This window comes from Micromonospora xinjiangensis (assembly GCF_056150165.1).
Map to the genome: position 1 here is coordinate 210,431 of NZ_JAXCFO010000005.1, position 26,646 is coordinate 237,076.

The following is a 26,646-nucleotide window of genomic DNA, read 5'->3' on the forward strand; positions in this document are numbered from 1 at the left end:
GTCAGCGTCCCTCGCCCTGCTGGCTGGTCACCGACGGCGCGCCGGTGGCCGGCTGCGGCACCCCGATGGTCTTGCCGTCGGGGAGCCGGACGTACGCCGGCTCCCCCGACTCGACCAGGCCGAGCTTGCGCGCGTGCGCCGCCAGGTTGCCCGGCGCCTCGGCATCGGCGATCTGCTTCTTGAGCTGCTCCTGCTCCAGGTCCAGCCGGGCCTGCTGCTGCTGCAGCTTCTCCAGCTTGAACGCGTTCTCATTGATCTTGGTGTTGACCAGCAGGATGCCGAGCACCCCACCGACCACGAGCACCACGATCAGCGCCGCGAACGGCGCGCGCGGCACCGACACCGGCGGCGGCGGCGCGACCCGCAGCCGGGGCGGACGCGCGGAGGCCGCGATCCGCTCGGCCGGCCGCAGCGCCGCGCTCCCCTGGACCGGGAACTCGCGCGCCCCCCGCGCGCGGGACTCCCCCTGCCGGTTCACCCGGTCGATGCGTGACGTACCGTTCCCGACGCGGGTGGCTCGCTCCCCCGCGGTCCGGCCCCCCGACCGCGGTGCGCGCTGCCCGACGCCGGTGGTGTCCCGGCGGTCGCGCCTGTCAACGTTCATGTCCCCTCCCCCTCTACGTCCGTCCCACTGCCGTCCCCCGGTGCCCCCTGCCGATCCCCCTCGGAACCCGCGGACCCCGTTCCCGGTTGGTACATCGCCTTGACCCGTCGGCGGGACCGTTCGCGGTCGGTCCGCCCCTGGCGTTGCGCCTCCGGATCGATGCGCTCCGCGGCCCGCAACCGTACGGAGGCGGCGCGCGGATTCGCGGCGACCTCGAGCTCCCCGGGCAGCTCGGCGCCCCGGCTCAACAGCCGGAACGTCGGACCGGTCCCCGGCAGCTCGACCGGGAGGTCGATCGGGCCCGTGCTCCGGACCCGGTCGGCGAGCGCCGCCTTGGTGAGCCGGTCCTCCAACGAGTGGTAGGACAGGACCACCATGCGGCCGCCCACATTGAGCGCGTCGAGTGCGGCCGGCAGCGCCGTCTCCAGCGCGGCCAGCTCCCTGTTTACCTCGATCCTTAAAGCCTGAAACGTTCTCTTTGCCGGGTGTCCGCCGGTTCGTCGGGCAGGTGCCGGAATGGACTCCCGGACCAGCTCGGCGAGCCGCGCCGAGGACGTGATCCGGGCGCGTTCCCGCTCGCGGATGATCGCTGAGGCGATCCGTCCCGCGAACTTCTCCTCCCCGTACACCCGCAGCACCCGCGCCAGCTCCGGATGGCTGTAGGTGTTGACCACCTCCTCGGCGGTCACCCCCCGGGTCTGGTCCATCCGCATGTCCAGCGGCGCGTCCTGCGCGTAGGCGAACCCGCGGTCGGGCGCGTCGAGTTGCAGGGACGAGACCCCCAGGTCGAACAGGATCCCGTCGACCCCGGGGTAGCCCAGCCGGTCGAGCACGTCGGGCAGCTCGTCGTAGACCGCGTGCTCCAGGTGGATGCGGTCGGCGAAGCGGGCCAGCCGGACGCGCGCGTGGGCGAGCGCCTCGGTGTCCCGGTCGAGCCCGATGAGCACCGTCCGCGGATGGGCCTCGAGCACCGCCTCCGCGTGCCCGCCCAGCCCCAGCGTGGCGTCGACGTGGACCGTCCGGTCGCCCCGACCCAGCGCGGGGGCCAGCAGCTCGAGACACCGCTCGAGCAGCACCGGCACGTGCGTGCCGCGTAGCTCCCCCATGTCGACCCCCACCCGCTGGTAACCGTGCTTCCTTCTCGCGCCCGCGTCGGACGGCGCCTGTCGCCGTACCGCCAGATCCCCATCCGCTCCCGCCCGTCGCGAGGCCGCGGGCCCCCCGAGAGATCGTGCGCCTGGCACCGGGGAAGGGGTGCCAGGAACTCGAAAGCGGCTGGAGATCTCGCAGTACGCCGGGCGCCGTTCCGCCCTACAGACCGCCGGGCAGCACCCCCTCCTCGATGTCGGCGAACTCGTCTTCGCTCTCGGCGAGGTAGGACTCCCAGGCGGCCTTGTCCCAGATCTCCACCCGCGTGCTGGCGCCGATCACGACCAGGTCGCGGTCGAGCGCGGCGTAGTCCCGCAGGTGGCCCGGGATCGTCACCCGGCCCTGCTTGTCCGGGACCTCGTCGTGCGCGCTGGCGAAGAAGACCCGGCTGTAGGCCCGGGCCGCCTTGCTCGTCATCGGTTGGGCACGCAACTGCTCCGCGATCCGCTGGAACTCGGGCATCGGGAAGACGTAGAGGCAGCGCTCCTGCCCTTTCGTGATCACGACACCCCCCGCCAGCTCATCCCGGAACTTCGCCGGAAGGATCAACCGGCCTTTGTCGTCCAGGCGCGGAGTGTGGGTGCCGAGGAACACGGCCCAACCCCCTCGCCCTTGAGCGGCGTTCGCGGCGCCGCTGACCCCCCGGGCCGGTGGGCCCTCCCGGCCTCACCATTGGGCCCCACTCTACTCCACTTCCCTCCACCTGCAACCGGAAACGCCCGCGTGGCGCGGCCGATCTGAGCGCAAAACCGCACGTCACAAGGGGTGGAGCGCGGTGGAGGGCCGAAGCGCCCCATGGGCGGCGTCCGTTTCCCGACATAGATCGACTCCGTCCGGCCGAGCCGGAATCGGCCGCGCGTCCGCGCTCCCCGGCCGAACGGTTCGCCGTCGGCGGCGATCTGGGGAGCGCGATGGTCCGGTAACCTCGCTCGCGTGACGGACGCGAAGATGCCCCTGCGGGCGAAGGTGGCCAGCTCCGTGTCGCGGACCGCCGCGGCGCTGTCCCGGGCCGCGGGCCGGGGTGACGGCTCGGTGATCGGGGGGTGGATCGGGCTCAAGATCGACCCGGACCTGCTCGCGCACCTCGCCGCCGGCCGCGCGATCGCGCTCATCTCCGGTACGAACGGCAAGACGACCACCACCCGGTTGGCCGCCGCCGCCGTCGGCGTGCTCGGCAAGGTGGCGACCAACTCGTTCGGCGCCAACATGCCCACCGGCCACACCTCCGCGCTGGCCAAGGCGGGCAGCACGCCCTACGCGGTGCTGGAGGTGGACGAGCACTACCTGGCCCAGGTGCTGGAGGCGACCGAGCCGCACGTGGTGGCGCTGCTCAACCTCTCCCGCGACCAGCTCGACCGCGCCAAGGAGGTCGCCATGATGGCGCAGCTCTGGCGCGCGGCGCTGGTCCGGCACCCGGACGTGCGGGTGGTGGCGAACGCCGACGACCCGATGGTCGTCTGGGCCGCCTCGCCCCCGCCCACCCCGGACCACCGGATCAACCCACCCCAGGTCGTCTGGTTCAGCGCCGGGCAGCGCTGGCACGACGACTCGTGGGTCTGCCCCGAGTGTGGCTCCACCATCGAGCGCTCCGGCGAGCAGTGGTGGTGCACCGGCTGCCCCCTGCGCCGCCCGCAGCCGCAGTGGACCGTGGAGGACGACGGCGTCCTCGACCCCACCGGCGCGTGGCACAAGGTGGCCCTCCAGCTGCCCGGCAAGGTCAACCTCGGCAACGCCGCGACCGCGCTCGCGGTGGCCGCCGAGTTCGGCGTACGACCCGTCGACGCGGTGTCCCGGCTGGGCTCCGTCACCTCCGTCGCCGGCCGCTACGCGCAGGTCGAGCGGGAAGGGCGGCTCATCCGGCTGCTGCTGGCGAAGAACCCGGCCAGCTGGCTGGAGGCGTTCGACATGGCCGACCAGGCGCCGACCCTGCTGTCGATCAACGCGCGCGACCCCGACGGGCTGGACACGTCATGGCTCTTCGACGTCGACTTCGCCCCCCTGCGCGGCCGGCAGGTGCTGATCACCGGCGACCGGGCGTACGACCTGGCCGTCCGGCTCGACGTCAACGAGGTGCCGTTCCAGCACGTACGGACGTTCACCGAGGCGATCCGCGCGGTGCCCCCGGGGCGCCTGGAGGTCATCGCCAACTACACCGCGTTCCAGGACATCCGAGCGGAGTTGGACCGTGTCAACTGAGAGCCTGCGCATCGTCTGGGTCTACCCCGACCTGCTCTCCACCTACGGCGACCGGGGCAACGCCCTGATCCTGGCCCGGCGGGCCCGCCAGCGCGGAATGCCGGTCGAGGTGCTGGAGGTCCGCTCGGACCAGCGGCTGCCCGCCACCGCCGACATCTACCTGATCGGCGGCGGCGAGGACGGGCCGCAGGCGCTGGGCGCGCAGCGGCTCATCGCCGACGGCGGGCTGCACCGCGCGGTCGCCCAGGGGTCGGTGGTGTTCGGCGTCTGCGCCGGCTACCAGCTCCTCGGCAACTCCTTCTTCGCCAAGGGCACCCGCTACCCCGGCCTGGAGCTGCTCGACATCACCTCCGACCGGGGCGAGACGCGGGCCGTCGGCGAGCTGGCCGGCGACATCGACCCGCGGCTGGCGGTGCCACCGCTGAGCGGGTTCGAGAACCACGGCGGCCGTACCCACCTCGGCCCGGGCGTCGCGCCGCTGGCCCGGATCACGGCGGGCATCGGCAACGACGGCGCCACCGAGGGGGCGTGGCGCGGCAAGCTGCTCGGCACGTACTCCCACGGGCCGGCCCTGGCCCGCAACCCGGCCCTGGCCGACCTGCTGCTGCGCTGGGCCACCGGTGTGAACCAGCTTCCGCCGGTGGACGACACCTGGTCCGACCGGCTCCGGTCCGAGCGCCGCGCCGCGGTGGCCGCCGCCCGCGGATGACGCGCGCCGTCCGGCGACTGCTGCGGCAGCCGTCGGCCGTCCGCTTCGCGCTGCTGCTGCTCCTGGTCGCGGCGTGCGGCGTGCTGCTGCTCGTCGTGCCCCGACCCGATCCGTCGGAGCTGCCCGGGCTCGCCGACCGGCTCGGCTGGCTGGCGCCCGTCGCGGCGGTGCTCGCCGGCGCGCTGCTGCTCGTCGCCCTGGTGCCGCGCACCTTCATCACCCTCGCCTCGGGGGCGATCTTCGGCCCGCTGGAGGGCGCCGGGTACGCGCTGAGCGCGGCGCTGCTGGCCGCCGCGATCGGCTTCGCGGTCGGGCGGCTGCTGGGGCGGGAGTTCGTCGCCGCCCGGATCCGCGGCCGGTTGGCCCACCTGGACGGGTGGTTCGCCCGGCAGAGCGTGCTCGGCGTCATCACCGTCCGGCTGGTGCCGATCGCCGGGTTCGGGCTGGTCAGCTACGGCTACGGCACCACCGGGGCGCGGCTGCTGCCGTTCCTGGCCGGCAGCGTGCTCGCCGCCGTGCCGAGCGCGTTCGGCTACGCCGCGATCGGCGCCGCCGTCACCTCGCCGAGCGACGTCAACTGGTTCGCGGTCGCCCCGGCCGGGCTCGGCCTGATCGCCAGCGCGATCCTGGTCCGGCGCCTCTGGCGGGCCGAGCGCCACCGCCGCGCCGAACGGGCCTGATCCATGGCCGGAACCGACGCGTCGCCCGCCGACGCCGCCGAACCAGTGCCCGCCGACGCCGCCCCCGCTCCGCCGTCCCCCGTGGCGGCGGCTCCGGCGGTGGCTGCCGACGCCCCGACGGACGCGGCGGCCGTTCCGCCGGTGGTTCCCGCCGCCCCGGCGGCCGCGGCGGCCGTTCCGGCGGCCATGCCCGCGGTGGGCGAACCGCTCTCGGGCGGCTTCATCGCCGAGGTGGTCCGGGTCGGCGACACCGTCCGGCGTACGGCGCCGCCGCGCGGCGCGTTCGTGGGCGCGCTCCTCCGTCACCTCGAACGGGTGGGCGCCGACCTCGCGCCCCGCCACCTCGGCACCGACGAGCAGGGCCGCCAGGTGCTCAGCTACCTCGACGGCCAGGTGCCCTGGCGCGAGCGGGAGGATCCGGCGTACGTCGCCGACCCCGCCCTGGTGGCGCTGGCCGGGCTGATCCGGCGGCTGCACGACGCGTGTGCGGGCAGCCCGCTGGCGGGCGACGCCGAGACCGTCTGCCACGGCGACCTGTCGCCGAAGAACACCGTCTACCGGCCCACCCCGCGAGGCCCGCTGCCCGTCGCCTTCCTCGACTGGGACCGGGCCGCGCCGGGACGCCGGATCGAGGACGTCGCGTTCGCCTGCTGGCACTGGGCTGATCTGGGCCCGGGCGCCGACCCGGCCGAGCTGGGCCGGCGGTGCCGCCTGATCTGCGACGCGTACGACGCGGCCGGGGCCACCGCGCCCGGGGCCACCACGGCCGGGGCCACCGTGCCCGGGGCTACCCTGCCCGGGGCCACCACGGCCGGGGCCGCCGTGCCCGGGGCCGCCTCACCGGCCTCGGCGCGGCTGCCGCGGGAGGACCTGGTGGATCTGATGCTCGACCAGGTGGAGGGCACCTGGCGCGGGATCGCGGCGGGGGCCGAGCGGGACGAACCGGGAATGCGCCGGCTGCGGGCGGCGGGGGTGGTGCGGCTGGTCCACGGCTGGCACGCCTGGCTACGAGAAAACCGGACCGCCGTGACAAGAACCCTCCACCACCCCACCCCCTGACCCGCCCACCCCACCCCGCCCCCGTCGATCACGCAGTTGTGGCAGGTGACGAAAGGCTCGTTCCGGGTCGAACCCTGGCACCACAACTGCATGATCGACGGAACAGGGAGCGGGCGGGGCAGGAGCCGGGGGGCGGGGTGACGCCCGTGGGTGGTCAGGCGACGACGCTCACCATGCGGCCGGGCACCACGATGACCTTGCGCGGCTCCTTGCCACCCAGGGCGCCGGCGACGGCCTCCAGCGCGGCGGTACGCACCGTCTCCTCGGACGCGTCGGCGGGCACCTCCACCCGACCCCGCACCTTGCCGTTGACCTGCACGGGGTAGGTCACCGACTCGGCGACCAGCAGGCGCGGGTCGGCGACGGGGAAGTCGGCGTACGTCAGCGAGGTCTCGTGGCCCATCCGCTGCCACAGCTCCTCGGCGACGTGCGGGGCGAACGGCGCCACCATCAGCACCAGCGGCTCGGCCACCTCGCGCGGGGTGGCCGGCAGCCGGGTCAGCGCGTTGGTCAGCTCGATCAGCTTGGCGATCGCGGTGTTGAACCGGATCCCCTCCATGTCGCCGCGGACGCCGTCGATCACCTTGTGCAGCAGCCGGCGGGTCGCCTCGTCGGCCGGGTCCTCGGTGATCCGCAGCGCGCCGGTCTGCTCGTCGACGACGGCCCGCCAGACCCGCTGCAGGAAGCGGAACGAGCCGACGACGGCCCGGGTCTCCCACGGGCGGGACACCTCCAGCGGACCCATGGACATCTCGTAGACCCGGAAGGTGTCCGCGCCGTACGCCTCGCACATCTCGTCGGGCGTGACGACGTTCTTCAGCGACTTGCCCATCTTGCCGTACTCGCGGGTGACCGGGACGTCGTCCAGGAACCAGGCGCCGTCGCGCTCGATGACCTCCGCGGCCTGCACGTAGCTGCCCCGGGCGTCGGTGTACGCGTACGCCTGGATCATGCCCTGGTTGAACAGCCGGCGGAACGGCTCGAAGCTGGAGACGTGGCCCAGGTCGTACAGGACCTTGTGCCAGAACCGGGCGTACAGCAGGTGCAGCACCGCGTGCTCGGCGCCGCCGACGTACAGGTCGGTGCCGCCGCAGTCGCCCTCACCGCGCGGGCCCATCCAGTACCGCTCGTTCTCCGCGTCGACGAACCGCTGGGAGTTGGTCGGGTCCAGGTAGCGCAGCTCGTACCAGCAGGAGCCGGCCCACTGCGGCATCACGTTGGTCTCCCGGGTGTACCGCTTCGGGCCGTCACCCAGGTCCAGCTCGACCTCGACCCAGTCCCGGCGGCGCGACAGCGGCGTCTCCGGGTTCGAGTCGGCGTCGTCGGGGTCGAACGTCTTCGGCGAGAAGTCGTCCACCTCGGGCAGCTCGACCGGCAGCATCTCCTCGGGCAGCGCGATCGCCGCACCGGTCTCGTCGTAGACGATGGGGAACGGCTCGCCCCAGTAGCGCTGGCGGCTGAACAGCCAGTCCCGCAGCCGGTAGGTCACCGCGCCACGGCCGTGCCCGTTGGCCTCCAGCCACGCGACGACGCGCGCCTTGGCGTCGGCGACCCCCAGGCCGTTCAGGTCCAGGCCGCGGTCCGGCGCGGCGCTGTTGATCGCCGGGCCGTCCCCGGTGTACGCCTTGCCGTCGAAGCCCTCGGCCGGCTGCACGGTGCGGACGATGGGCAGGTCGAAGACCTCGGCGAACGCCCAGTCCCGCTCGTCCTGGGCGGGCACCGCCATGATCGCGCCGGTGCCGTAGCCGGCCAGCACGTAGTCCGCGATGAAGATCGGGATCTGCGCGCCGTTGACCGGGTTGGTGGCGTACGCCCCGACGAAGACGCCGGTCTTCTCCTTGGTCTCGGCCTGCCGCTCGACGTCGGACTTGGCCGCCGCCGACTTGCGGTAGGCCTCGACGGCCGCCCGCGGGCTGGCGTGCCCGCCCGTCCAGGCGTCCTTCGTCCCCTCCGGCCAGGCGGCCGGCACCAGCGTGTCGACCAGCTCGTGCTCCGGCGCCAGCACCATGTAGGTGGCGCCGAAGATCGTGTCCGGGCGGGTGGTGAACACCCGGATCGGCTCCCCGGCGGTCGGGAAGTCGATGTGGGCGCCCTGCGACCGGCCGATCCAGTTGCGCTGCATCAGCTTGATCGCCTCGGGCCAGTCCAGCTTGTCCAGGTCCTCCAGCAGCCGGTCACCGTACGCGGTGATCCGCATCATCCACTGCTTCAGGTTCCGCTTGAAGACCGGGAAGTTGCCCCGCTCGGAGCGGCCGTCGGCGGTGACCTCCTCGTTGGCCAGCACCGTGCCCAGGCCGGGGCACCAGTTGACCGGCGCCTCCGAGACGTACGCCAGCCGGTGGTCGTCGACGATCCGGCGCCGCTCGGCCACCGACAGGTCGGCCCAGGGGCGGCCGTCCGGCGTCGGCCGGGTGCCGCCCTCGAACTCGGCGATCAGCTCGGCGATCGGCCGGGCCCGCCTGGCGTCCTGGTCGTACCAGGCGTTGAAGATCTGCAGGAAGATCCACTGGGTCCAGCGGTAGAAGTCGGTGTCGATGGTCGCCACCGAGCGCCGCTCGTCATGGGCCAGGCCCAGCCGCCGCAGCTGCGCGCGGTAGCGCTCGATGTTCGCCTCGGTGGTGGTGCGCGGGTGGGTGCCGGTCTGCACCGCGTACTGCTCGGCGGGCAGCCCGAACGCGTCGAAGCCCATGGCGTGCAGCACGTTGCGGCCGGCCATGCGCTGGTAGCGGGCGAAGCAGTCGGTGCCGATGTAGCCCAGCGGGTGGCCGACGTGCAGCCCCGCCCCGGACGGGTAGGGGAACATGTCCAGCACGTAGAGCTTCTCCGCGCCGGCCCGGGGGTGGTCGGGGTCGGCCAGCGGCCCGGTCGGGTTCGGGGCGTGGAAGGTGCCCTCCCGCTCCCAGTGGTCCTGCCAACGATGCTCGATCTCGTTGGCCAGGGCCGCGGTGTACCGGAACGGGGGGATGTCGCCCGCCGGTGCGGCTGCCTCACTCATCACGTCTCCTCGCGTCGCTCGGCGCGGTCGTCTCGTGCGGTCTGCTGGTGCTCCTCGCCCGGCGCCGGCCGGGGGCGGGCGACGGGCACAAAAAAGCCCCTCACGCAGGAGGGGCCGCCGTGCTGTCGCGCGTTCAGCGCATCAGCACGGCCCGGTAAGAAGCAGGAAGACTCCGGCCATGACGGCAGTGTACCCCCAGGCCGGGCGGGGCCGACGTCCCGCTTCCACGGGTCGGGACGGCCGCGCGGGGTCAGCCCGGGGTCGCCGGCCAGGGCACGGGGTCGGCGAACCGGTCGGTGGTGGTGACGAAGCCCCAGCACTGCTTGGCGTTGAAGAGCACGGCCTCCGTGCAGTAGGCGGGGCTCGACGTGGCGCAGGCGTCCTCGAGGAGCACGGCCGCGTAGTCGAGGAAGTAGGCCTCCTCCATGGTGGTGCTGACGCACTGGTCGATGTTCACCCCGGCCAGGAAGAGCGTGTGGATGCCCTGGGCCCGCAGCACCTGGTCGAGGTGGGTGCCGTGGAAGCCGTTCATCCGGTACTTCGGCACGTGGACGTCGTCGGGCTCGATCAGCTCCTTGAGCTCGTCGACCAGCTCGCCGCCCCACGAGCCGGCGGTGAGCACCGGTCCGTGGTCCAGCTCCTCGCCGATCCCCCGCTGGTCCAGGCGGTGCTTGAAGGACCAGAGCGTGGGGGCGCCGAGGTTGCGCAGGTCGGGCCGGTTGTGCCAGTAGACCCAGAGGACCGGCATGCCGTGCGCGCGGGCCGCCCGCACCGCCCGCACCGCTCCCGGCACCGCAGCCCGGCAGGCCGTGTGGTCGAGGCCGGAGCGGTCGGTCCAGCCGCCCGGTGAGCAGAAGTCGTTCTGTACGTCGATGACGGCCAGGGCGCAGGCGTCGACGTCCGCCACGAACGGCAGCAGCTCCGCCTCGAAGCGGGCGAGTCGCCCGGTCGTGTGGTGCGGCGTCAGGTGGACGTGGTCGGGGTGCAGCTCCCAGCGGGCGGCGCCGCCGCCGAGCCGTACGCCGCCGTCGCCGGTGTCGCCGTAGATGTCCCGCTGCGGGTGCATCGCCGCGCCCCCTCTCCGCGCGGGGTCGCCTACCCGCCGGGACGGGAGATGTTCCCCCGAGGCGGCGAATATTCGGGGCGTAACCGACGGTCTGGCTGCGGGGGTCGGCGTTCACGACAAACATGGTTAGCCTGAGAGGCCAGTGAGATTTGTGCGGCAGACGAGGCTCGGCGTCGCGAACCCAACGACGGGTCCAGCTGCTCTTAACAGAGCTGCCGTTTCCGGCGACGAGGAGGAGGCCCGTGACACAACAGACCTGGGACGAGGTGGGCGGCCTGTTGCCGCACGACGAGTTCCGCGCCGCCAGCGAGGCCATCGTGGCCAACATCGAGCAGGTCATCGAGGGCAAGACCGCCACCGTGCGCCTCGCCCTGGCGGTGCTGCTCGCCGAGGGCCACCTGCTCATCGAGGACGTACCCGGCGTCGGCAAGACCAAGCTCGCCAAGGCCCTCGCGCGGTCCATCGACTGTTCCGTACGCCGGATCCAGTTCACCCCGGACCTGCTCCCCAGCGACGTCACCGGGGTCAGCGTCTACAACCAGGAGACGCACGACTTCGAGTTCCGCCCCGGGGCGGTCTTCGCCAACCTGGTGGTCGGCGACGAGATCAACCGGGCCTCGCCGAAGACCCAGTCGGCGCTGCTGGAGTGCATGGAGGAGCGGCAGGTCACCGTCGACGGGGTGACCTACCAGTTGCAGACCCCCTTCATGGTCATCGCCACCCAGAACCCGATCGAGATGGAGGGGACCTACCCGCTGCCCGAGGCGCAGCGGGACCGGTTCACCGCCCGGATCGCGATGGGTTACCCGGACGTCGGCGCTGAGCTGGCGATGCTCGACGGGCACGGCGCCACCGACCCGCTCGACGAGCTGCGCCCGGTCTCCGACGCCGCCACCGTGCGACAGCTGATCGCCACGGTCCGGCAGGTGCACGTGGCCGACGCCGTGAAGCAGTACGCGATCGACCTGGTCACGGCCACCCGTGAAGCCCCCGACCTGCGGCTGGGCGCCTCCCCCCGGGCGACCCTGCAGCTGCTGCGCACCGCCCGCGCGGTGGCCGCCCTCGAGGGCCGCGACTACGTCCTCCCCGACGACCTGCAGGTGCTGGCGGTGCCGGTGCTGGCGCACCGGATCATCCCGACCGCCGACGCGCAGCTGGCCCGGCGCACCACCGACGCGATCGTCTCCGAGCTGGTGCACCGGCTGCCCCTGCCGCACGACCGCAAGCGCAGCCCCTACGACACCCGTCCGGCGACCGGCAACGGCCACGGGCCGTACGAGCCGCGGAGGCCGTGACGTGCGTGAAGGGCTCCGCGGGCTGACCACCCGGGGCCGCTCGTTCCTGGCGGCCGCCGTGGCCGCGGCCGTCTCGGCCGGGATCCTCGGCGAGAAGGACCTGCTCCGGGTCGCCGTGCTGCTCGCCGTCCTGCCGTTGCTGGCCGCGGCCTACGTGGGCCGCAGCCGCTACAAGCTGGCCTGCAACCGGTCGCTCGACCCGCACCGGGTGCCGGTCGGCGCCACCTCCCGGGTGGTGCTGCGGCTGCAGAACATGTCCCGCCTGCCCACCGGCACCCTGCTGCTGGAGGACCGGCTGCCCTACGCGCTGGGCAGCCGGCCCCGCGTGGTGCTGGAGCGGCTCGGCGCGCACCAGGCCAGCTCGGTGGCCTACTCCGTCCGGGCCGACGTGCGGGGCCGCTACGAGGTGGGCCCGCTGGTGGTGCGCCTGACCGACCCGTTCGGTCTCTGCGAGCTCACCCGCGCCTTCCCCAGCGTCGACCACCTGACGGTGATCCCGCAGGTCGCCGCCCTGCCGTCGGTGCGCCTGCCCGGCGAGTACGCCGGCAGCGGCGACAGCCGGGCGCGCTCGGTGGCGGTGCACGGCGAGGACGACGCGGCGACCCGGGAGTACCGGATGGGCGACGACCTGCGCCGGGTGCACTGGAAGTCCACCGCCCGCACCGGTGAGCTGATGGTGCGCCGGGAGGAACAGCCCTGGGAGAGCCGGGCGACGGTCGTGCTGGACACCCGCGCGTACGGCCACCGCGGCGACGGCCCGACCGCCAGCTTCGAGTGGGCGGTCTCCGCCGCGGCGAGCGTCTCGGTGCACCTGCGGCAGGCCGGCTACAAGCTGCGCCTGGTCACCGGCACCGGCGCGGACGTCGACGCCACCGAGGCCGGTGGCGACGGGCTCCTCCTCGACCAGCTCGCCGAGGTCCGCCTCGACCAGCGCACCGAGGTGACCGAGCTGGTGCAGCGGGTCCGGCAGCGCGCCGACGGCGGGTTGATCATCGCCGTCTTCGGCGCGCTCAGCACCGCCGAGGCGGAGCTGCTGGCCGGGCTGCGGGCGAACGGGGCGACCTGCGTCGGTTTCCTCATCAACAGCTCGACCTGGCTCAACCTGCCGGAGAAGGCACGGGCGGAGGCGGAGCACGCGCACGCCGCCGCCGCGCTCGCGCTCCTGCAGAGCGGCTGGCGGGTGATCGGCGTCGACCACGGCAGCCGGCTGCCGGCGATCTGGCCGCAGGCGGGCCGGGGCTCGCAGGGCTTCGCGCTGCGGGCCGCGCTGGCCGAGACGGTGGCCGGGGGCATGCGATGACCGCGGGCCGCCCCGGCACGGGCGAGCCCCGCGCCGGGGCGCGGCGGCGCAGAGGCACGAGCGGGAGGGTGCGGTCATGACCGGGCGTCGGAATCTCGGCCTGGTGGCCGCCGCGGCGACGCTGCTCGCCGCGGCACCGCTGTCGGCCATCTTCGAACGCTGGACGTGGCTGATCGAGTCGGCCATCGCGGTCGCCGTGGTGGCCGGCGCGGCCACGCTGGCCCGCGCCCTGCGGGCCCCCCTCTGGGGCCAGGTGCTCGGCATGCTGGCCGGGTTCACGCTCGCGCTGACCTGGCTCTTCCCCAGCGGCAGCGAGCTGCTGGCGGTCCTGCCGACGCCCGCCACCATCGCGCACTTCGGCGAGCTGCTCGACGGCTCCGTGCAGGACATGCGCTCGTACGGCGTCGAGGTGCCCGACACCGAGCCGCTGCTGTTCATCGCGGTGCTCGGCGTCGGGGCGGTCGCCATCGTGGTCGACCTGCTCGCCGTCGGTCTGCGTCGTCCGGCGCTCGCCGGCCTGCCCATGCTCGCCGTCTACTCGGTCCCGGTCGCCGTCTACGTGGACAGCGTCCCCGCCGTCCCGTTCGTGATCGGCGCGGCCGGCTTCCTGTGGCTGCTGGTCGCGGACAACGTCGACCGGGTGCGCCGGTTCGGCCGCCGGTTCACCGGTGACGGGCGCGACGTCGACGTCTGGGAGTCCTCGCCCCTGGCCGCCGCCGGTCGGCGGCTCGCGGTGCTCGGCGTGGCGGTGGCGGTGCTGCTGCCGCTGGCCGTGCCGGGCATGACCGGTGGGCTGCTCGACTCACTGACCTCCGGTTCGGGCAACGGCAGCGGCAACGGGCGGCCCGGGCAGGGCGGCGCGCCGGGCCGGATCGACCTGTTCGCCGCGCTGAGCGGCCAGCTCAACCAGTCCGAGGTCGCCGACATGGTGAAGGTCACCACCGACGAGCCGGACCCGTTCTACCTGCGGTTCGGCGTCGCGGACGACCTCCAGCCGGACGGTTTCCGGGTGACCACCCCGGCCGGGCAGCCGATCAACCGGGGCCTGCCCGACCCGTCGGAGAGGGCGGGCAACGGCGTCGAGCAGCAGCGCTACCGGGCGAGCGTCGAGATCACCCGCGATCTGGAGATGCCGCTGCTGCCGTTCTACTCCGAGCCGGTGGGCGTCGACGACCTGAACTCGAACTGGCTCTACGACAGCAACCGGCAAATCGTCTACTCCAACCGGGAGAACTCGCGCGGCAAGCGCTACTCGTTCGAGTACGTCCGTTCCACGTACAGCCCGGCGGCGCTCCGGACGGCCCGCCCGCTGGCCGCCGACCACCCGCTGGAGCGGCAGAAGCAAACGTACGCCCCGCCGGTGCCGGAGGTGCAGGCCCTCGTGGAGCGGCTCACCCGGGGCAAGGAGACCGAGTACGACAAGGTCCGGGGGATCTACGACTACTTCTCCTCCGACAACGGCTTCAGCTACCGGCTCAGCACCGAGGGCGGCACCAGCGACCAGGACATCGTCAACTTCCTGACGAACAAGGTCGGCTTCTGCCAGCAGTACGCCGCCGCCATGGCGTGGCTGGTCCGGGCCGCCGGCATCCCGGCCCGGGTGGCCTTCGGCTTCACCAACGGCAGCAACCGCAGCGGCAACACGTACACACTGACCAACCGCAACCTGCACGCCTGGACGGAGGTCTACTTCGACGGCATGGGTTGGGTGCCGTTCGACGCCACCCCGGCCTACGGCGTCTCCGGCTCCACCCGGTCGTCCTGGGCACCGGACACGGACGCGCCGGACCCGGTCGCCGAGGATGCCGGCTCGCCGAACACGCCGGGCAGCGTCGAGGAATCGCCGGGGGCGGCCGGCCCCGACGCCGCCGACCGGGACACCGACAGTGGCCTCTCCGTGGGCTCGGACACCCCGGCCGAGCAGGCGCCGGTCTGGCCGTGGTGGTTGGCCGCAGCACTGGCCGTCGTGCTGGTGCTCGCGGTGCCCGCGCTGCGCCGGCTCGCGCTGCGCCGGCGCCGGGGCGGCCGGATGCCCGCCGCGGTGACGGCCAGCGCACCCGCCGTGGGCGCCGGCCCGGCCGCCGGGCCGCGCATGGTGGTGGTGGGCGCCGACGCCGACCGGGCCCGGGCCGACGCGCACGCCGCCTGGGACGAGTTGCTCGACACGCTCGTCGACTACCGGGTGCGGGTCGACCGGACGGAGACCCCGCGGGCGACCGCGGACCGCCTCGTGCAGGACGCGTTGAGCAGCCACGCCGAGGCCGTCACCGCGATGCGGATGCTCGGACGGGCCGAGGAGCGGGCCCGCTACGCGCGGGATCCGCTCACCGGTCAGCCGCTGTCGTCGGCGCTGCGCACGGTCCGGGGCGCGCTCGCCGCGCGCGCCGACCGGCGGACCCGGCTGCTCGCCGCGGTGCTGCCGCCGTCGGTGCTGTTGCGCTGGCGGCTCGCCGTGGCGGACGCCTCGGCCCGTGTGGTCGCGGTCACCGGTCGGGCCCGGTTCCGGCTGCTGCGGTGGAACCCGCGCCGCCTGATCGCCGACCGCGCCACCCGCTGACCGGCCGGAGGTGCTCTCCTACCCGGGAGGCCACCTCCGTCGTGCGCCGAGGCCGGTCGGTGATCCCGCGGCGGGCGCCGCCTGCGCGTGCCGCGACCGGTGGTCCTGTACCGGGTGGTGGGGCCCCGCCGGCGCACCGGCCGGCCGCGTGCCACCCCCGAGCGCACACCAGGTGGCCGCGCACGCGCCGGCCGCCGGCCGGGCGGCGCGACGGCGGGCTCGACTCAGACAGGTGGGGCCCGGCACGAGGGCCGGGCCCGACTCAGCAGCCGTGTGGGCTCAGCGGTGCCCCTCCGGCCGCTGACGCCACCGCTCCTCCATGCGGTCGAGGAACGAGAGGCGTCGGCCGGAGCGACCACGCCCGCGGCGGCGGCTGGTCGTGCCGCCCACCACGTGAAGGTCGGGTGACTGTGCCCGACGTTGCGACTGGACCGCGAACGCGGCCGAGGCCAACATGACGACGAAACCCGCCACGGCCAACGGTGGAAGCTTGATCACCGCGCCATAGACCAGCAGGGCCAGGCCAGCGATGATGACGCCGGCAGCGACGAGCAGGCGACGCCGCGCGTGGAAGCGCGGATCGCTGGCGCGCACGGCCGAGGCGAATTTGGGGTCCTCGGCAAGCGACCGCTCGATCTGCTCGAACAGCCGCTGCTCGTGCTCCGAGAGCGGCACGGCACTCCTCCCCGGTCACGTTGGTCGGCCCGTTCGGACCGACAGACCGTGGCAGCCAACCGGCTGCTTACCCGCAAGTCTACGAGGGGGGTCGCGCGTCGGAAAGCGGGACGACCTATGGCCGGGGTGGATTTTCATTTCGGCGCGGATCACGGTTGCCGAGCAGACTGGCCGGACCTATGACGGACCGCCCGAATCGGGCAGCCGCGGCGTCCGCGGCCGCTTCCGCCTCGCGCCAACCGCGCTCGGGGGCGCCGAGGGCGAGCTGGCGGGGTGTCTGCTGCGCCGCGGCGAGCCCTTCCGCGCGTACGCCGACCAGCCGGACCGGCTCGGCCGGATCGAGCGCCTGGTACAGGGACCAGACCGTGTCGAACATCTCCCGGGCCGTGTCGGTGGGGACCGTCAGGGTGCGGGAGCGGGTGAGCGTGCGGAAGTCGGCCAGCCGGACCTTGAGCGAGACCGTGCGGCCCACCTGACCGGCCCGGCGCAACCGGGCACCGACCTTGTCGGCGAGGGAGAGCAGGGCACGGCGGATCTCCCGCGGGTCGGTCACGTCGACGTCGAAGGTCACCTCGGCGCCGATCGACTTCTCCACGTGCTCCGGGCTGACCGCGCGGGGGTCGCGCCCGGTGGCCAGGTCGTGCAGGTGGCGCGCGGCGGCTTCGCCGAGGGCCTTGCGCAGCATCCCGTGGGGCGCCTCGGCGAGGTCGCCGATGGTGGCCAGGCCGAGCCGGCGCAGCGTCTGCGCGGAGCGCTCCCCCACGCCCCACAGCGCGTCGACGGGCAGCGGGTGGAGGAACTCGAGCACCCGGGCCGCCGGCACGACCAGCAGCCCGTCGGGCTTGGCCCGGGTCGAGCCCAGTTTCGCCACGAACTTGCTCGGCGCCACCCCGACGGAGCAGGTCAGCCCCTGCTCGTCGGCGACCCGGGCGCGGATCGCGCGGGCGATCGCGGCCGGTGGGCCGAAGAGCCGGCGGGCGCCGGCCACGTCGAGGAACGCCTCGTCGAGGGAGAGCGGCTCGACCAGCGGCGTGACGTCCCGGAAGATCTGCATGACCGCCCGGGATGCCTCGCTGTAGGCGGCGAAGTCCGGCGGGAGGTAGACCGCGTGCGGGCAGAGGGCGCGCGCCCGCATCATCGGCATCGCGCTGCGGACCCCGTAGCGGCGCGCCTCGTAGCTTGCGGAGCTGACCACCCCGCGGGGCCCGAGGCCGCCGACCACCACCGGCCGGCCACGCAGCTCGGGACGGCGGCGCACCTCGACGGAGGCGAAGAAGGCGTCCATGTCGACGTGCAGGACGGGGCTGGCGGAGTCGTCGGCGTCCGGCCCGAAGCGCGGATCACCGCCCCGGGGCAACGACTGGCTGCGGCCCATCTCCGCAGGCTAACCGGCGGGTACGACGGGATCCGGTCAGCCCCGGACGACGAGCAGCGGGATCGTCATCTCGGCCGCCGTGTCCGACCCGTGGTAGGCCACCAGCCGCGACGCGAGCGGGCTCTCCGACCGGGTGGCGAGCACGGCGTACGTGTCGTTGCAGACCACCACGACGTCGCCGATGCGGGCGAGGTGCTCCTCCGGGACCGGCCCGAACCAGCCGGCCGCGACCGCCTCGTCGCGGGTACGGACCCGGGCCGCGTCGCCGAGCACCGCCGACCAGGCGGCCACCACGTCGTCGACCGCGCCCGGTTCGACGTGCAGGTAGCGAACCCGGGGCTCGCCGGCGACGACCCGGATCCCGGCCCGCAGCCGGGGGTCGGTGTCCAGGTCGAACCGGTGCCCGGCGGGCACGTCGAGCTGCCCGTGGTCGGCGGTGACCAGCAGCGCGGCGTCCGCCGGCAGGCCGTCGACCAGCCGCCCCACGAGGTCGTCCACCTCCGCGGCGGCGATCCGCCACGGCGCCGAGTCCACCCCGGTGAGGTGACCGTGCCGGTCCAGGTCGGGGTGGTAGCCGGAGACGAGGGTGGGGCCGCTGCCGGCGGAGAGCGCGGCCAGCATCGTGGTGGCGAGCGCGCCGACCCCGGCGGCGCCCCGGTAGTCGCCGCCCCGGTTGGCGGCCACCGTCAGCCCGCTGCCGCCGAACTCGGGGCGGCTCACCACGGTCACCGCCACGCCGGCCGCGCGGGCCCGCTCCAGCTGGGTGGGGACCGGCTGCCAGCGCAGCGGGTCCGGGTCGGCCGCCCACTCGATGTGGCTGAGCACCCGCTCGGTGCCCGGGACGCGGACGGTGAAGCCCAGCACGCCGTGCGCGCCGGGCGCGGCACCGGTGCCCAGGGTCACGAGGCTGGTCGGGGTGGTCGACGGGAAGCCCGAGGTGAGCGGTCGGCCCACCGTCGCGGCGAGCCCGGCCAGCATCGGGGCGTGCGGCGCGGCGGTGGGGATCTGGTACCAGCCGAGCCCGTCGACGAGGAGCACGGCGAGCCGGCGTACCCCGGCCAGCCGCTCGGTGAGGCCGAGCCGGTCGACGGCGCCCGGCACCCCGAGCACGGCGAGCGCGCCGGGCAGCACGTCGGCGAGGCTGGCGTCGCCGTACCGGGGCAGGACGACGGAGAGCGGGTCCGCCGTGCCCGGAAGGGGGTCTTCGGCCGGCCGGGGCGTGGAGGTGCCCGTCATGCCGGCCGGCGGGCGAACAGGTGCAGCTGGGCGGCGAGGTCCCGGTACGGCGGGCGGCCCGCGAGCGCCCGCTCCAGCTCGACCAGGGCGCCCGGCTGGCCGTCGGCGACCGCGGCCGGCAGCAGGTCGGCGAGGACGCGTACGCCGTGGATCTCCTCGACCTCGAGCCCGGCGGCGCGCAGCAGCGCGGCGGCGCTCTCGGCGTCGTAACGCCGCTGCAGTGTGTCCCGCGGCCCGGCGGTGCCGGCCGGGTCGGCGGCGAGGGTGGCCGCGACGTCCAGGTGGCCGTTCATCGCCCGGCCGAGCACGGCGGCGGCGCGGCCGGCGACCAGCACGCTGGCGGCGCCGCCGGGGCGCAGCGCGGTGGCGAGCGCGGCCACCACCGACGCCGGGTCGTCGACCACCTCGAGCACGGCGTGGCAGAGCACGAGGTCGGCGCCGGCCGGCTCGACGAGGCCGGACAGGGCGTCGCCGTCGCCCTGCAGGGCGCGCACCCGGTCGCCCACGCCGGCCTCGGCGGCGCGGCGGGTGAGCGCGGCGAGAGCGTCCGGGCTGGCGTCGACCACGGTGACGCGGTGCCCGGCGCGGGCGAGGGGCACCGCGAAGCCGCCGGTGCCGCCGCCGACGTCGAGCACGGTGAGTTCGTCGCCGTCGCGCCGGTCCAGCTCGGCCCGGAGCACCGACCAGATCACGGCGGTACGGGGGGTCAGCGGCGGCTCGGTGAACCGGCCTCGGGTCTGCTCCACCCGGTCGAGCCTAGTCACGTTCCCGGATGCGGACCGGACGCCCCTCCGCCGGCGGAGCCGTCGGAGGTCCCGCCCGGCTCAGCCCTTGCGGCCGCCGGTGGCGATGCCCTCGATGAAGTGACGTTGGGCCAGGAAGAACAGGATGATCATCGGTACGGTGGCGATCACGCTGCCGGCGAGCACCACCTCCCACTGCTGCTCGCCGCCGTAGCCGAACCGGTCCAGCACCACCTTGAGCCCGCGGGGCAGGGTGTAGAGGTGCTCGTCGCGCAGGTAGATCAGCGGCTTGAGCAGGTCGGTCCAGCTCGCCTTGAACTCGAACACGAACGCGACCAGCAGCGCGGGGCGGATCAGCGGGAAGGCGAGCTTCCAGAACAGCTGGGGGTAGCTGGCCCCGTCCATCCGGGCCGCCTCGAAGTACTCCCGCGGCAGCGAGAGCAGGAACTGCCGGAGCAGGAAGATGTAGAAGGCCGAGCCGAACAGGTTGCCCGCCCAGAGCGGCACCTGGGTGTCGGTCAGCCGCAGCTCCGACCAGATCAGGTACGTCGGGATCATGGTGACCGCGAACGGCAGCATCATGGTGGCGAGCACCAGCCCGAACAGCAGGTTCCGCCCCGGGAAGCGGAAGTAGGCGAAGCCGAACGCCACCCACGCGCTGGACAGGGTGACGGCGGCCGCCGCGGCCACGCCGACCACCAGGCTGTTGAGCAGCCAGGTGACCAGGGGCGCCGCCTGCCAGACCTCGGTGTAGTTGGCCGGGGCGAAGGGCAGCGGCAGGAAGCCGGGGGCGAAGACGTACTCGCGGGGGCGCAGCGAGGCGCTGATCAGCCAGACGAACGGCAGCATGAAGACGACCGCGGCACCGACCAGCGCGACCACGAAGGCCACCCGCTGCCAGAGCGGCCGGCGTGGCTCCTCCCGGGCCGCCGGGCGGCGGAGCGCCGACCGGGCCGGCTCGACGCCGGTCACCGGTGCGACGCTCCGCTCCACGGCGGCGGTCACGACTCCGCTCCCGCCGCCGGGTCGCGCTCGACACGCGACCGCCGGGCGTTGGCCACCGGGCCCTCCGTCACCTCGTACTCGCGCGGCTCGGTGTGGTGCTCCGGCACCCATCCGGCCCCGAGCCGGGTACGACGCGCGTTGGCCACTCCGTTGTGACCGTGGAAACCCGTCACTGGTCTTCCCCTTCGTAGTACACGAACCTGTTGCTGAGTTGCACCTGCACCACAGTTATCACCATGATGATCAGGAAGAGCAGCCAGGCCATCGCCGAGGCGTACCCCATGTGCAGGAACTGGAAGGCTTCCTGGAACAGGTGGATGACGTAGAACGTGGCCGCGTCGCTGTTGAACCGGTTCTGGGTCTCCCGGTTGCCGAAGTACATGGTGTAGACCTCGGTGAACATCTGCAGCGACGCGATCGTGTTGACGATCAGCGTGAAGAAGAGCGCACCGGAGATCATCGGCAGCGTCACGTGGCGGAACCGGGCCCACCCGCCGGCGCCGTCGATGCTCGCCGCCTCGTAGAGGTCGCGTGGCACGTTCTGCAGCGCCGCCAGGTAGATGATCACGGTGGAGCCGAGGCTCCAGAGGCTCATCAGGACGATGCCCGGCATCACCCAGCGCGGGTCGGTCGTCCAGCTCGGGCCCGCGATCCCGATCAGGGCGAGCCCGCGGTTGACGAGGCCGTCCTGGGTGTTGAGCAGGAGCAGGAAGAGGATGCCGACGGCCACCGCCGGGGTCATCACCGGGAGGTAGAACACCGTCCGGAAGAAGCCCTGCAACCGGCCCACCCGCTTGAGCAGCAGCGCCAGGCCGAGGGAGATGAGCATCACCAGGGGTACGTGCAGCGCCGTGTAGTAGACCGTGTTGCCGAGGCTGCGGGCGACCCGCGGGTCGGCCATCAGCTCCCGGTAGTTGTCCAGCCCGGTGAACTCCGGCGGGTTGATCACGTCGTACTCGGTGAAGCTCAGCCAGGCGCTGGCGATCATCGGGCCGGCCTGGAACACCAGGAACCCGACGAGCCACGGTGCCAGGAACAGCCAGGCCCAGCGGGCCTCCCGCCGGGCCAGCGGCGTACGGCGTCGCCGGCCCGGGGCCGACGTGCCCGGTGCGGGAGTGGTGACGGTGGTGGCCATGCCGGCCTACTTCGCGGCCTTGTCGAGCGCGGCGGTGGCCTCCTGCTGGGCGCGGGCCATCGCCTCCGCCGGCCGCGCCTGACCGGCGAGGACCCGGTTCACCGCGTCGTACCAGGCCTTGTCGAACTCGGCGCCGGCCGGCGAGGCCGGCATGGCGAACGCGACGTCCTGCGCCGAGCGGATGGTCGCCACGGCGTCGTCGAAGCGCTTGTTGCCGGTCGGCTGGTACAGCTCGTCGAAGATCTTCTTGTCCGCCTCCGCGTTGCCCGTCCACACGCCGGTGAAGGGCTGGCCGGCGGCCTTGCGCGCGTCGGCGCGCGCCTTGGCGGCGGCGAACCACGTGTCGGTGGCGGTCATCTGCTTGACGAACGCGCAGGCCGCGTCCGGGTTCTTCGCGCCCTTGGTGATGACCCAGGCCTGCCCGGAGGACATGGTGAGCGGCTCACCCTGCCGGTCCACGAACGGCTTGACGACCAGCTCGGCCTTCGGGCTGTTCTTGGCCGCCTGGTTGAGGAACCACTCCTCCATCGGCCAGGCGACGATCTGGTTCTTGACCAGCGGGTTCTGGGCGCCGAAGAAGTCGAAGGTGTCCCGGAACGACTTGAACCGGCCGAACCCGCCCTGGTCCTGGATGAGCGTCAACCCGGTGGTCAGCGCCTCGACCACCTTGGGGTCGTCCAGCCGGGCGGTCCTGCCGTCCGCGCTGATCATGTCGACCCCGTTCGCCTTGGCCCACATCGGCAGGAACTCGGGGATCTTGGGGTCTATTCCGATCCGGTTGAGCCGGCCGCCGGAGACCTGGGCCAGCTTCGTGTTGAGCGCCCGCAGCCCGGCCCAGTCGGCGAGGTTCACGTCGTCGGCGGTCAGCCCCGCCTGCCTGAGCAGCGCCTCGTTGAGGTAGAGCACGCGCACCTGGGAGAACTCGGGGACGCCGTAGACCTCGCCGTCGAGGGTGACCTGGTCCCGGGCGGCCTGCCGGTACTGGTCCATGTCGATCTTCTGCTTCTCGACGCAGTCGGTGAGCGGCCGGATCGAGCCGCGGGTGGCGTACGTGCCGATCAGCTTGCGGTCCATGTAGACCAGGTCCGGCGGGTTGCCCGACGCCACCGCGGAGAGGAACTGCTGCTCGTCGAAGGCACCCTCGGTGATCTTCAGCTCGACGTCGGGGTGGTCCCGCTTGAAGGCGTCCACCCGGGTCGTGGCGATCTCGTCGGAGAGGCCGAACCCCATGGTGCTGAGCGTGCCGCTGGTGGCGGTGCCCCCGGCCTCGCCGTCGCCGCCGCCGACTCCCCCGCAGCCGCTGACGGCCAGGGCGAGCGCCCCGGCGAGCGCGATCCCCCGCAGTTTCCGTGACATGACTTCCTCCCAGGTCGCGTGGGCCACCCTGCCCGCGCCGGACCTGCACTTCTCCGGTTCCCCGACTTTTCAAACCGGCCCGGCCGGCGGGCTGGTCAGCGGAAGTCGCGGGAGGCCGGGCTGACCGGGGGCTCGATGGCGTCCAACCGGTCGGCGACCAGGTTCATCACCCCCTCGTACCGCTCCAGCCGGCCCCGCACCACCAGCCCGGCGCTGGTCCGGGCCACCCGCCGGTAGCGCTGCCACAGCCCCGGCGAGCAGGTCACGTTGAGCATGCCGGTCTCGTCCTCCAGGTTGAGGAAGGTGACACCCCCGGCGGTCGCCGGCCGCTGCCGGTGGGTGACGATGCCGCCGACGCGGATCCGCCGGCCGGGATCCACCCGACCGAGCCGGGCGATCGGCAGCGCGCCCAGCTCGTCGAGGCGGGGACGGATGAACGTGGCCGGGTGGTTCTCCGGCGACAACCCGGTGGCCCAGACGTCCGCGACGAGCCGGTCGACCGCCTCCATGCCGGGCAGGGTGGGCGCGGCCGCGCCGGTGACCGTGCCGGGCAGCCGACCGGGCCGGTCCTGCGCGGCCGCGCCGGCGGCCCAGAGCGCCTGCCGCCGGGTCAGCCCGAAACAGGCGAAGGCGTCCGCGGTGGCCAGCGCCTCCAGCTGCGCGGCGGTGAGACCGACCCGCCGGGCCAGGTCCGGCATGTCACGGTACGGCCCGCGCGCGACCCGTTCGTCCTCGATCCGCTCGGCCACCTCGTCGCCGAGGGTACGCACGCTGGACAGGCCGAGCCGGACGGCCGGACCGCCCAGCCCCCAGGCGTGCGGCGGCTCCCCCGGCTCGCTGCCCCACCGCGTGTCCGGGGTGGACTCCAGCACCGCCAGGGCCCCGCTGGCGTTGATGTCCGGCCGGCGCACCTCCACCCCGTGCCGTCGGGCGTCGTCGACCAGGGTCTGCGGCGAGTAGAAGCCCATCGGCTGGGCGTTGAGCAGCGCGGCCAGGAACGGGCCCGGGTGGTAGCGCTTGAGCCAGGAGCTGGCGTAGACCAGGTAGGCGAAGCTCATCGCGTGGCTCTCCGGGAAGCCGTAGCTGGCGAACGCGGTGAGCTTGCGGTAGACGTCGTCGGCCAGCTCACCGGTGATGCCCCGTTCGGCCATGCCGGCGTAGAGCCGGTCGGCGATGCGGGCCATCCGCTCGACCGAACGTTTGGCGCCCATCGCCCGGCGCAGCTGGTCGGCCTCGGCCGCGTCGAAGCCGGCCAGGTCGATGGCGAGCTGCATCAGCTGCTCCTGGAACAGCGGCACGCCGAGGGTCTTCTCCAGCGCGTTGCGCATCAGCGGGTGGGCGTACTCCACCGGCTCCTGGCCGTTCTTGCGCCGGATGTACGGGTGCACCGAGCCGCCCTGGATCGGGCCGGGGCGGATCAGCGCCACCTCGACCACCAGGTCGTAGAACTCGCGGGGCTTGAGCCGGGGCAGGGTGGCCATCTGGGCGCGGCTCTCCACCTGGAACACCCCGACCGAGTCGGCCCGGCAGAGCATGTCGTAGACCTCCGGGTCGTCAAGCGTCATGTCGCCGAGGTCCAGGCTCATCCCGATCATGTCGTAGCCGTAGTGCAGGGCGGAGAGCATGCCGAGGCCGAGCAGGTCGAACTTGACCAGGCCCACGGCGGCGCAGTCGTCCTTGTCCCACTGGAGCACGCTGCGGCCGGGCATCCGCCCCCACTCCACCGGGCAGACCTCGATCACGGGCCGGTCGCAGATCACCATCCCGCCCGAGTGGATGCCCAGGTGCCGGGGGAACGTCTGCAGCTCGTTGGCGTACTCGACCACCTGGTCGGGGATGTCCGCCACGTCGACGGAGGCCACCGACCCCCACCGGTCGATCTGCTTGCTCCACGCGTCCTGCTGGCCGGGCGAGAAGCCGAACGCCTTGGCCACGTCCCGCACCGCCGAGCGCGGCCGGTACGAGATGACGTTGGCCACCTGGGCGGTGTGCTCCCGGCCGTACCGGGCGTAGACGTGCTGGATCACCTCCTCCCGGCGGTCGGACTCGATGTCCACGTCGATGTCGGGCGGGCCGTCCCGTTCCGGGGCGAGGAACCGCTCGAAGAGCAAGCGGTGGCGCACCGCGTCGACGTTGGTGATCCGCAGCGCGTAGCAGACCGCCGAGTTCGCCGCGGAGCCCCGGCCCTGGCAGTAGATGTCCTGCTCGCGGCAGAACGTGACGATGTCGTAGACCACCAGGAAGTAGCCGGGGAAGCCCAGCGTCTCGATCATGTCCAGCTCGTGGTCGAGCTGCGCGTACGCCGTCGGGTGCGCCTCCCGGGGGCCGTACCGCTCCCGCGCCCCCTCGTAGGTCAGCTTCCGCAGCCAGCTCATCTCGGTGTGCCCCGGCGGCACCGGGTACGCCGGCAGCTGCGGCGCGACGAGCTGGAGGTCGAAGGCCAGCTCGGCGCCGAACTCGGCGGCCCGGGCCACCGCACCCGGGTAGGCGGCGAACCGGGCGGCCATCTCGGCCCCGCTGCGCAGGTGGGCGGTGGCGGCGGCGGGCAGCCAGCCGTCGATCTCGTCCAGGCTGCGCCGGGCCCGTACGGCGGCGACCGTGGTGGCCAGCCGGCGCCGCCCCGGGGTCGCGTAGTGCACGTTGTTGGTGGCCACCGTGGGCAGGCCGGCGGCGGCGGCCAGGTCGGCGAGCGCGTCGTTGCGGTCGGCGTCGACCGGGTGCCCGTGGTCGGTGAGCTCCACCGCGACCGTCTCCGCGCCGAAGAGCGCGGTCAACCGGTCCAGCTCACGGGCTGCCGCCTCGACGCCCTCGGTGAGCAGCGCCGACGGCACGTGCCCCTTGCGGCAGCCGGTGAGCACCAGCACGTGGTCGCGCAGTTCCTCGGCGACCTCCTCCAGCTCGCCGTAGACCGGGCGGCCCTTCTCTCCGCCCCGCAGCTGTGCCCGGGAGATCGTGCTGGCCAACCGGGCGTACCCCTCGTGGCCGTGGGCCAGCACCAGCAGGTGCCGGCCGAGCGGGTCCGGTTGGCCGTTCTGCGGGCCGGGCAGCCCGAGGGAGAGTTCGGCGCCGAAGATGGTGGGCAGGCCCAGCGCCCGGGCCGCCTCGGCGAAGCGCACCACACCGTAGAAGCCGTCGTGGTCGGTGACGGCGAGCGCGGTGAGACCCAGCCGGGTGGCCTCCTCCGCCAGCTCCTCGGGGTGGCTGGCCCCGTCGAGGAAGCTGAAGTTGGTGTGCGCGTGCAGCTCCGCGTACGGGACGGCGCCCTCGGCACGGGCCACCGCGGGCGGCTGGTACTGCTCCCGACGGCGGGTCCACGCCGGGCTGTCCCCGCCGTCGGCGTCCACCGCGAGCGGGTCGACCACGTGCAGGTGCCGCTCGTCACGGGACCGGCCCCGGCCCGACGCCCCGGCACCGTCACCGGACCGCCCGGAGAGCACCCGCTCCAGCTCCGACCAGGGCATCTTCGGGTTGTGGAAGCTCATCCGGCCACCCCGGGCCCGGACGCCCGCAC

21 protein-coding genes are annotated in these 26,646 nt (G+C 73.8%); 7 read left to right on the forward strand and 14 right to left on the reverse strand.

Annotated elements, in window-relative coordinates; translation table 11 throughout:
- Nucleotide 1 precedes the first annotated feature (1 nt).
- From ftsL to mraZ, 3 genes are all read right to left on the reverse strand, one after another.
- Entirely contained in the window at nucleotides 2-604 is a 603-nt protein-coding gene (ftsL, locus tag SM573_RS19855; protein WP_474616779.1) for a cell division protein FtsL, read from the reverse strand.
- A complete protein-coding gene (gene rsmH / locus SM573_RS19860; protein ID WP_474613191.1) occupies nucleotides 601-1,710 on the reverse strand; it encodes a 16S rRNA (cytosine(1402)-N(4))-methyltransferase RsmH in 1,110 nt (369 codons plus the stop codon). The genes ftsL and rsmH overlap by 4 nt, the downstream gene beginning before the upstream one ends.
- A gap of 205 nt (nucleotides 1,711-1,915) precedes the next feature.
- Nucleotides 1,916-2,347: a division/cell wall cluster transcriptional repressor MraZ gene (mraZ, locus tag SM573_RS19865; protein WP_474613190.1), complete on the reverse strand. Its 432-nt coding sequence runs from the start codon at nucleotides 2,345-2,347 to the stop codon at nucleotides 1,916-1,918.
- Nucleotides 2,348-2,701: 354 nt separating this feature from the next.
- On the opposite strand from mraZ, the gene SM573_RS19870 reads away from it, so the two are divergent.
- The 4 genes from SM573_RS19870 to SM573_RS19885 are packed head-to-tail and all read left to right on the forward strand — an operon-like array spanning nucleotide 2,702 to nucleotide 6,397.
- Nucleotides 2,702-3,949, forward strand: a complete 1,248-nt coding sequence (locus SM573_RS19870; RefSeq protein ID WP_474613284.1) for a MurT ligase domain-containing protein — start codon at nucleotides 2,702-2,704, stop codon at nucleotides 3,947-3,949.
- Nucleotides 3,939-4,658, forward strand: a complete 720-nt coding sequence (locus SM573_RS19875) for a type 1 glutamine amidotransferase (protein WP_474613189.1) — start codon at nucleotides 3,939-3,941, stop codon at nucleotides 4,656-4,658. Before SM573_RS19870 ends, SM573_RS19875 begins: the two co-directional genes overlap by 11 nt.
- Entirely contained in the window at nucleotides 4,655-5,338 is a 684-nt protein-coding gene (locus tag SM573_RS19880) for a TVP38/TMEM64 family protein (RefSeq protein WP_474613188.1), read from the forward strand. Before SM573_RS19875 ends, SM573_RS19880 begins: the two co-directional genes overlap by 4 nt.
- Before the next feature lie 3 nt (nucleotides 5,339-5,341).
- Complete coding sequence (locus SM573_RS19885) at nucleotides 5,342-6,397, forward strand: phosphotransferase (protein ID WP_474616780.1); 1,056 nt, start codon at nucleotides 5,342-5,344, stop codon at nucleotides 6,395-6,397.
- Nucleotides 6,398-6,551: 154 nt separating this feature from the next.
- Here SM573_RS19885 and leuS read toward each other — a convergent pair whose 3' ends face one another.
- Entirely contained in the window at nucleotides 6,552-9,392 is a 2,841-nt protein-coding gene (gene leuS, locus SM573_RS19890; RefSeq protein ID WP_474616781.1) for a leucine--tRNA ligase, read from the reverse strand.
- Nucleotides 9,393-9,642: 250 nt separating this feature from the next.
- Nucleotides 9,643-10,458, reverse strand: a complete 816-nt coding sequence (locus SM573_RS19895; RefSeq protein WP_474613185.1) for a cysteine hydrolase family protein — start codon at nucleotides 10,456-10,458, stop codon at nucleotides 9,643-9,645.
- Between the two features lie 242 nt (nucleotides 10,459-10,700).
- Here SM573_RS19895 and SM573_RS19900 point away from each other — a divergent pair, with 242 nt between their 5' ends.
- From SM573_RS19900 to SM573_RS19910, 3 genes are all read left to right on the forward strand, one after another.
- Nucleotides 10,701-11,753 carry an AAA family ATPase gene (locus SM573_RS19900; protein WP_474613184.1) on the forward strand — a complete coding sequence of 351 codons (1,053 nt, stop codon included), beginning with the start codon at nucleotides 10,701-10,703 and terminating at the stop codon, nucleotides 11,751-11,753.
- A gap of 1 nt (nucleotide 11,754) precedes the next feature.
- Entirely contained in the window at nucleotides 11,755-13,053 is a 1,299-nt protein-coding gene (locus tag SM573_RS19905; protein ID WP_474613183.1) for a DUF58 domain-containing protein, read from the forward strand.
- A 76-nt stretch (nucleotides 13,054-13,129) separates the two neighbouring features.
- Complete coding sequence (locus SM573_RS19910) at nucleotides 13,130-15,610, forward strand: transglutaminase TgpA family protein (RefSeq protein WP_474616782.1); 2,481 nt, start codon at nucleotides 13,130-13,132, stop codon at nucleotides 15,608-15,610.
- Between the two features lie 279 nt (nucleotides 15,611-15,889).
- Here SM573_RS19910 and SM573_RS19915 read toward each other — a convergent pair whose 3' ends face one another.
- The 9 genes from SM573_RS19915 to SM573_RS19955 form a co-directional block, all read right to left on the reverse strand.
- Nucleotides 15,890-16,285, reverse strand: coding sequence for a DUF3040 domain-containing protein (locus SM573_RS19915; protein WP_474613181.1), 396 nt, complete (start codon nucleotides 16,283-16,285; stop codon nucleotides 15,890-15,892).
- Between the two features lie 115 nt (nucleotides 16,286-16,400).
- Nucleotides 16,401-17,660 carry a DNA polymerase IV gene (locus SM573_RS19920; RefSeq protein ID WP_474613180.1) on the reverse strand — a complete coding sequence of 420 codons (1,260 nt, stop codon included), beginning with the start codon at nucleotides 17,658-17,660 and terminating at the stop codon, nucleotides 16,401-16,403.
- A 36-nt stretch (nucleotides 17,661-17,696) separates the two neighbouring features.
- Nucleotides 17,697-18,896 (reverse strand): alkaline phosphatase family protein, encoded by a 1,200-nt coding sequence (locus tag SM573_RS19925; RefSeq protein WP_474616783.1) that lies wholly within the window; start codon nucleotides 18,894-18,896, stop codon nucleotides 17,697-17,699.
- Nucleotides 18,893-19,660, reverse strand: a complete 768-nt coding sequence (locus tag SM573_RS19930) for a class I SAM-dependent methyltransferase (RefSeq protein WP_474616784.1) — start codon at nucleotides 19,658-19,660, stop codon at nucleotides 18,893-18,895. The genes SM573_RS19925 and SM573_RS19930 overlap by 4 nt, the downstream gene beginning before the upstream one ends.
- A 60-nt stretch (nucleotides 19,661-19,720) precedes the next feature.
- The gene (locus SM573_RS19935; protein WP_474616785.1) at nucleotides 19,721-20,644 is read right to left on the reverse strand and encodes a carbohydrate ABC transporter permease; all 924 of its coding nucleotides are present in this window, start codon (nucleotides 20,642-20,644) and stop codon (nucleotides 19,721-19,723) included.
- Nucleotides 20,641-20,790 carry a hypothetical protein gene (locus SM573_RS19940; protein WP_474613288.1) on the reverse strand — a complete coding sequence of 50 codons (150 nt, stop codon included), beginning with the start codon at nucleotides 20,788-20,790 and terminating at the stop codon, nucleotides 20,641-20,643. Before SM573_RS19940 ends, SM573_RS19935 begins: the two co-directional genes overlap by 4 nt.
- Before the next feature lie 23 nt (nucleotides 20,791-20,813).
- Nucleotides 20,814-21,779 carry a carbohydrate ABC transporter permease gene (locus SM573_RS19945; protein ID WP_474616786.1) on the reverse strand — a complete coding sequence of 322 codons (966 nt, stop codon included), beginning with the start codon at nucleotides 21,777-21,779 and terminating at the stop codon, nucleotides 20,814-20,816.
- Between the two features lie 6 nt (nucleotides 21,780-21,785).
- A complete protein-coding gene (locus SM573_RS19950; protein ID WP_474613175.1) occupies nucleotides 21,786-23,135 on the reverse strand; it encodes an extracellular solute-binding protein in 1,350 nt (449 codons plus the stop codon).
- Nucleotides 23,136-23,230: 95 nt separating this feature from the next.
- On the reverse strand, nucleotides 23,231-26,617 hold the full coding sequence (locus SM573_RS19955) for an error-prone DNA polymerase (RefSeq protein WP_474613174.1): 3,387 nt from the start codon (nucleotides 26,615-26,617) through the stop codon (nucleotides 23,231-23,233).
- Nucleotides 26,618-26,646 lie beyond the last annotated feature (29 nt).

Excerpts from the sequence above, each read along its gene's own strand:
- ftsL (WP_474616779.1), bottom strand. The coding sequence starts at position 604 with ATGAACGTTGACAGGCGCGACCGCCGGGACACCACCGGCGTCGGGCAG.
- rsmH (WP_474613191.1), bottom strand. The coding sequence starts at position 1,710 with ATGGGGGAGCTACGCGGCACGCACGTGCCGGTGCTGCTCGAGCGGTGT.
- SM573_RS19870 (WP_474613284.1), top strand. The coding sequence starts at position 2,702 with ATGCCCCTGCGGGCGAAGGTGGCCAGCTCCGTGTCGCGGACCGCCGCG.
- SM573_RS19880 (WP_474613188.1), top strand. The coding sequence starts at position 4,655 with ATGACGCGCGCCGTCCGGCGACTGCTGCGGCAGCCGTCGGCCGTCCGC.
- SM573_RS19885 (WP_474616780.1), top strand. The coding sequence starts at position 5,342 with ATGGCCGGAACCGACGCGTCGCCCGCCGACGCCGCCGAACCAGTGCCC.
- leuS (WP_474616781.1), bottom strand. The coding sequence starts at position 9,392 with ATGAGTGAGGCAGCCGCACCGGCGGGCGACATCCCCCCGTTCCGGTAC.
- SM573_RS19895 (WP_474613185.1), bottom strand. The coding sequence starts at position 10,458 with ATGCACCCGCAGCGGGACATCTACGGCGACACCGGCGACGGCGGCGTA.
- SM573_RS19910 (WP_474616782.1), top strand. The coding sequence starts at position 13,130 with ATGACCGGGCGTCGGAATCTCGGCCTGGTGGCCGCCGCGGCGACGCTG.
- SM573_RS19920 (WP_474613180.1), bottom strand. The coding sequence starts at position 17,660 with ATGGGCCGCAGCCAGTCGTTGCCCCGGGGCGGTGATCCGCGCTTCGGG.
- SM573_RS19925 (WP_474616783.1), bottom strand. The coding sequence starts at position 18,896 with ATGACGGGCACCTCCACGCCCCGGCCGGCCGAAGACCCCCTTCCGGGC.
- SM573_RS19945 (WP_474616786.1), bottom strand. The coding sequence starts at position 21,779 with ATGGCCACCACCGTCACCACTCCCGCACCGGGCACGTCGGCCCCGGGC.
- SM573_RS19950 (WP_474613175.1), bottom strand. The coding sequence starts at position 23,135 with ATGTCACGGAAACTGCGGGGGATCGCGCTCGCCGGGGCGCTCGCCCTG.
- SM573_RS19955 (WP_474613174.1), bottom strand. The coding sequence starts at position 26,617 with ATGAGCTTCCACAACCCGAAGATGCCCTGGTCGGAGCTGGAGCGGGTG.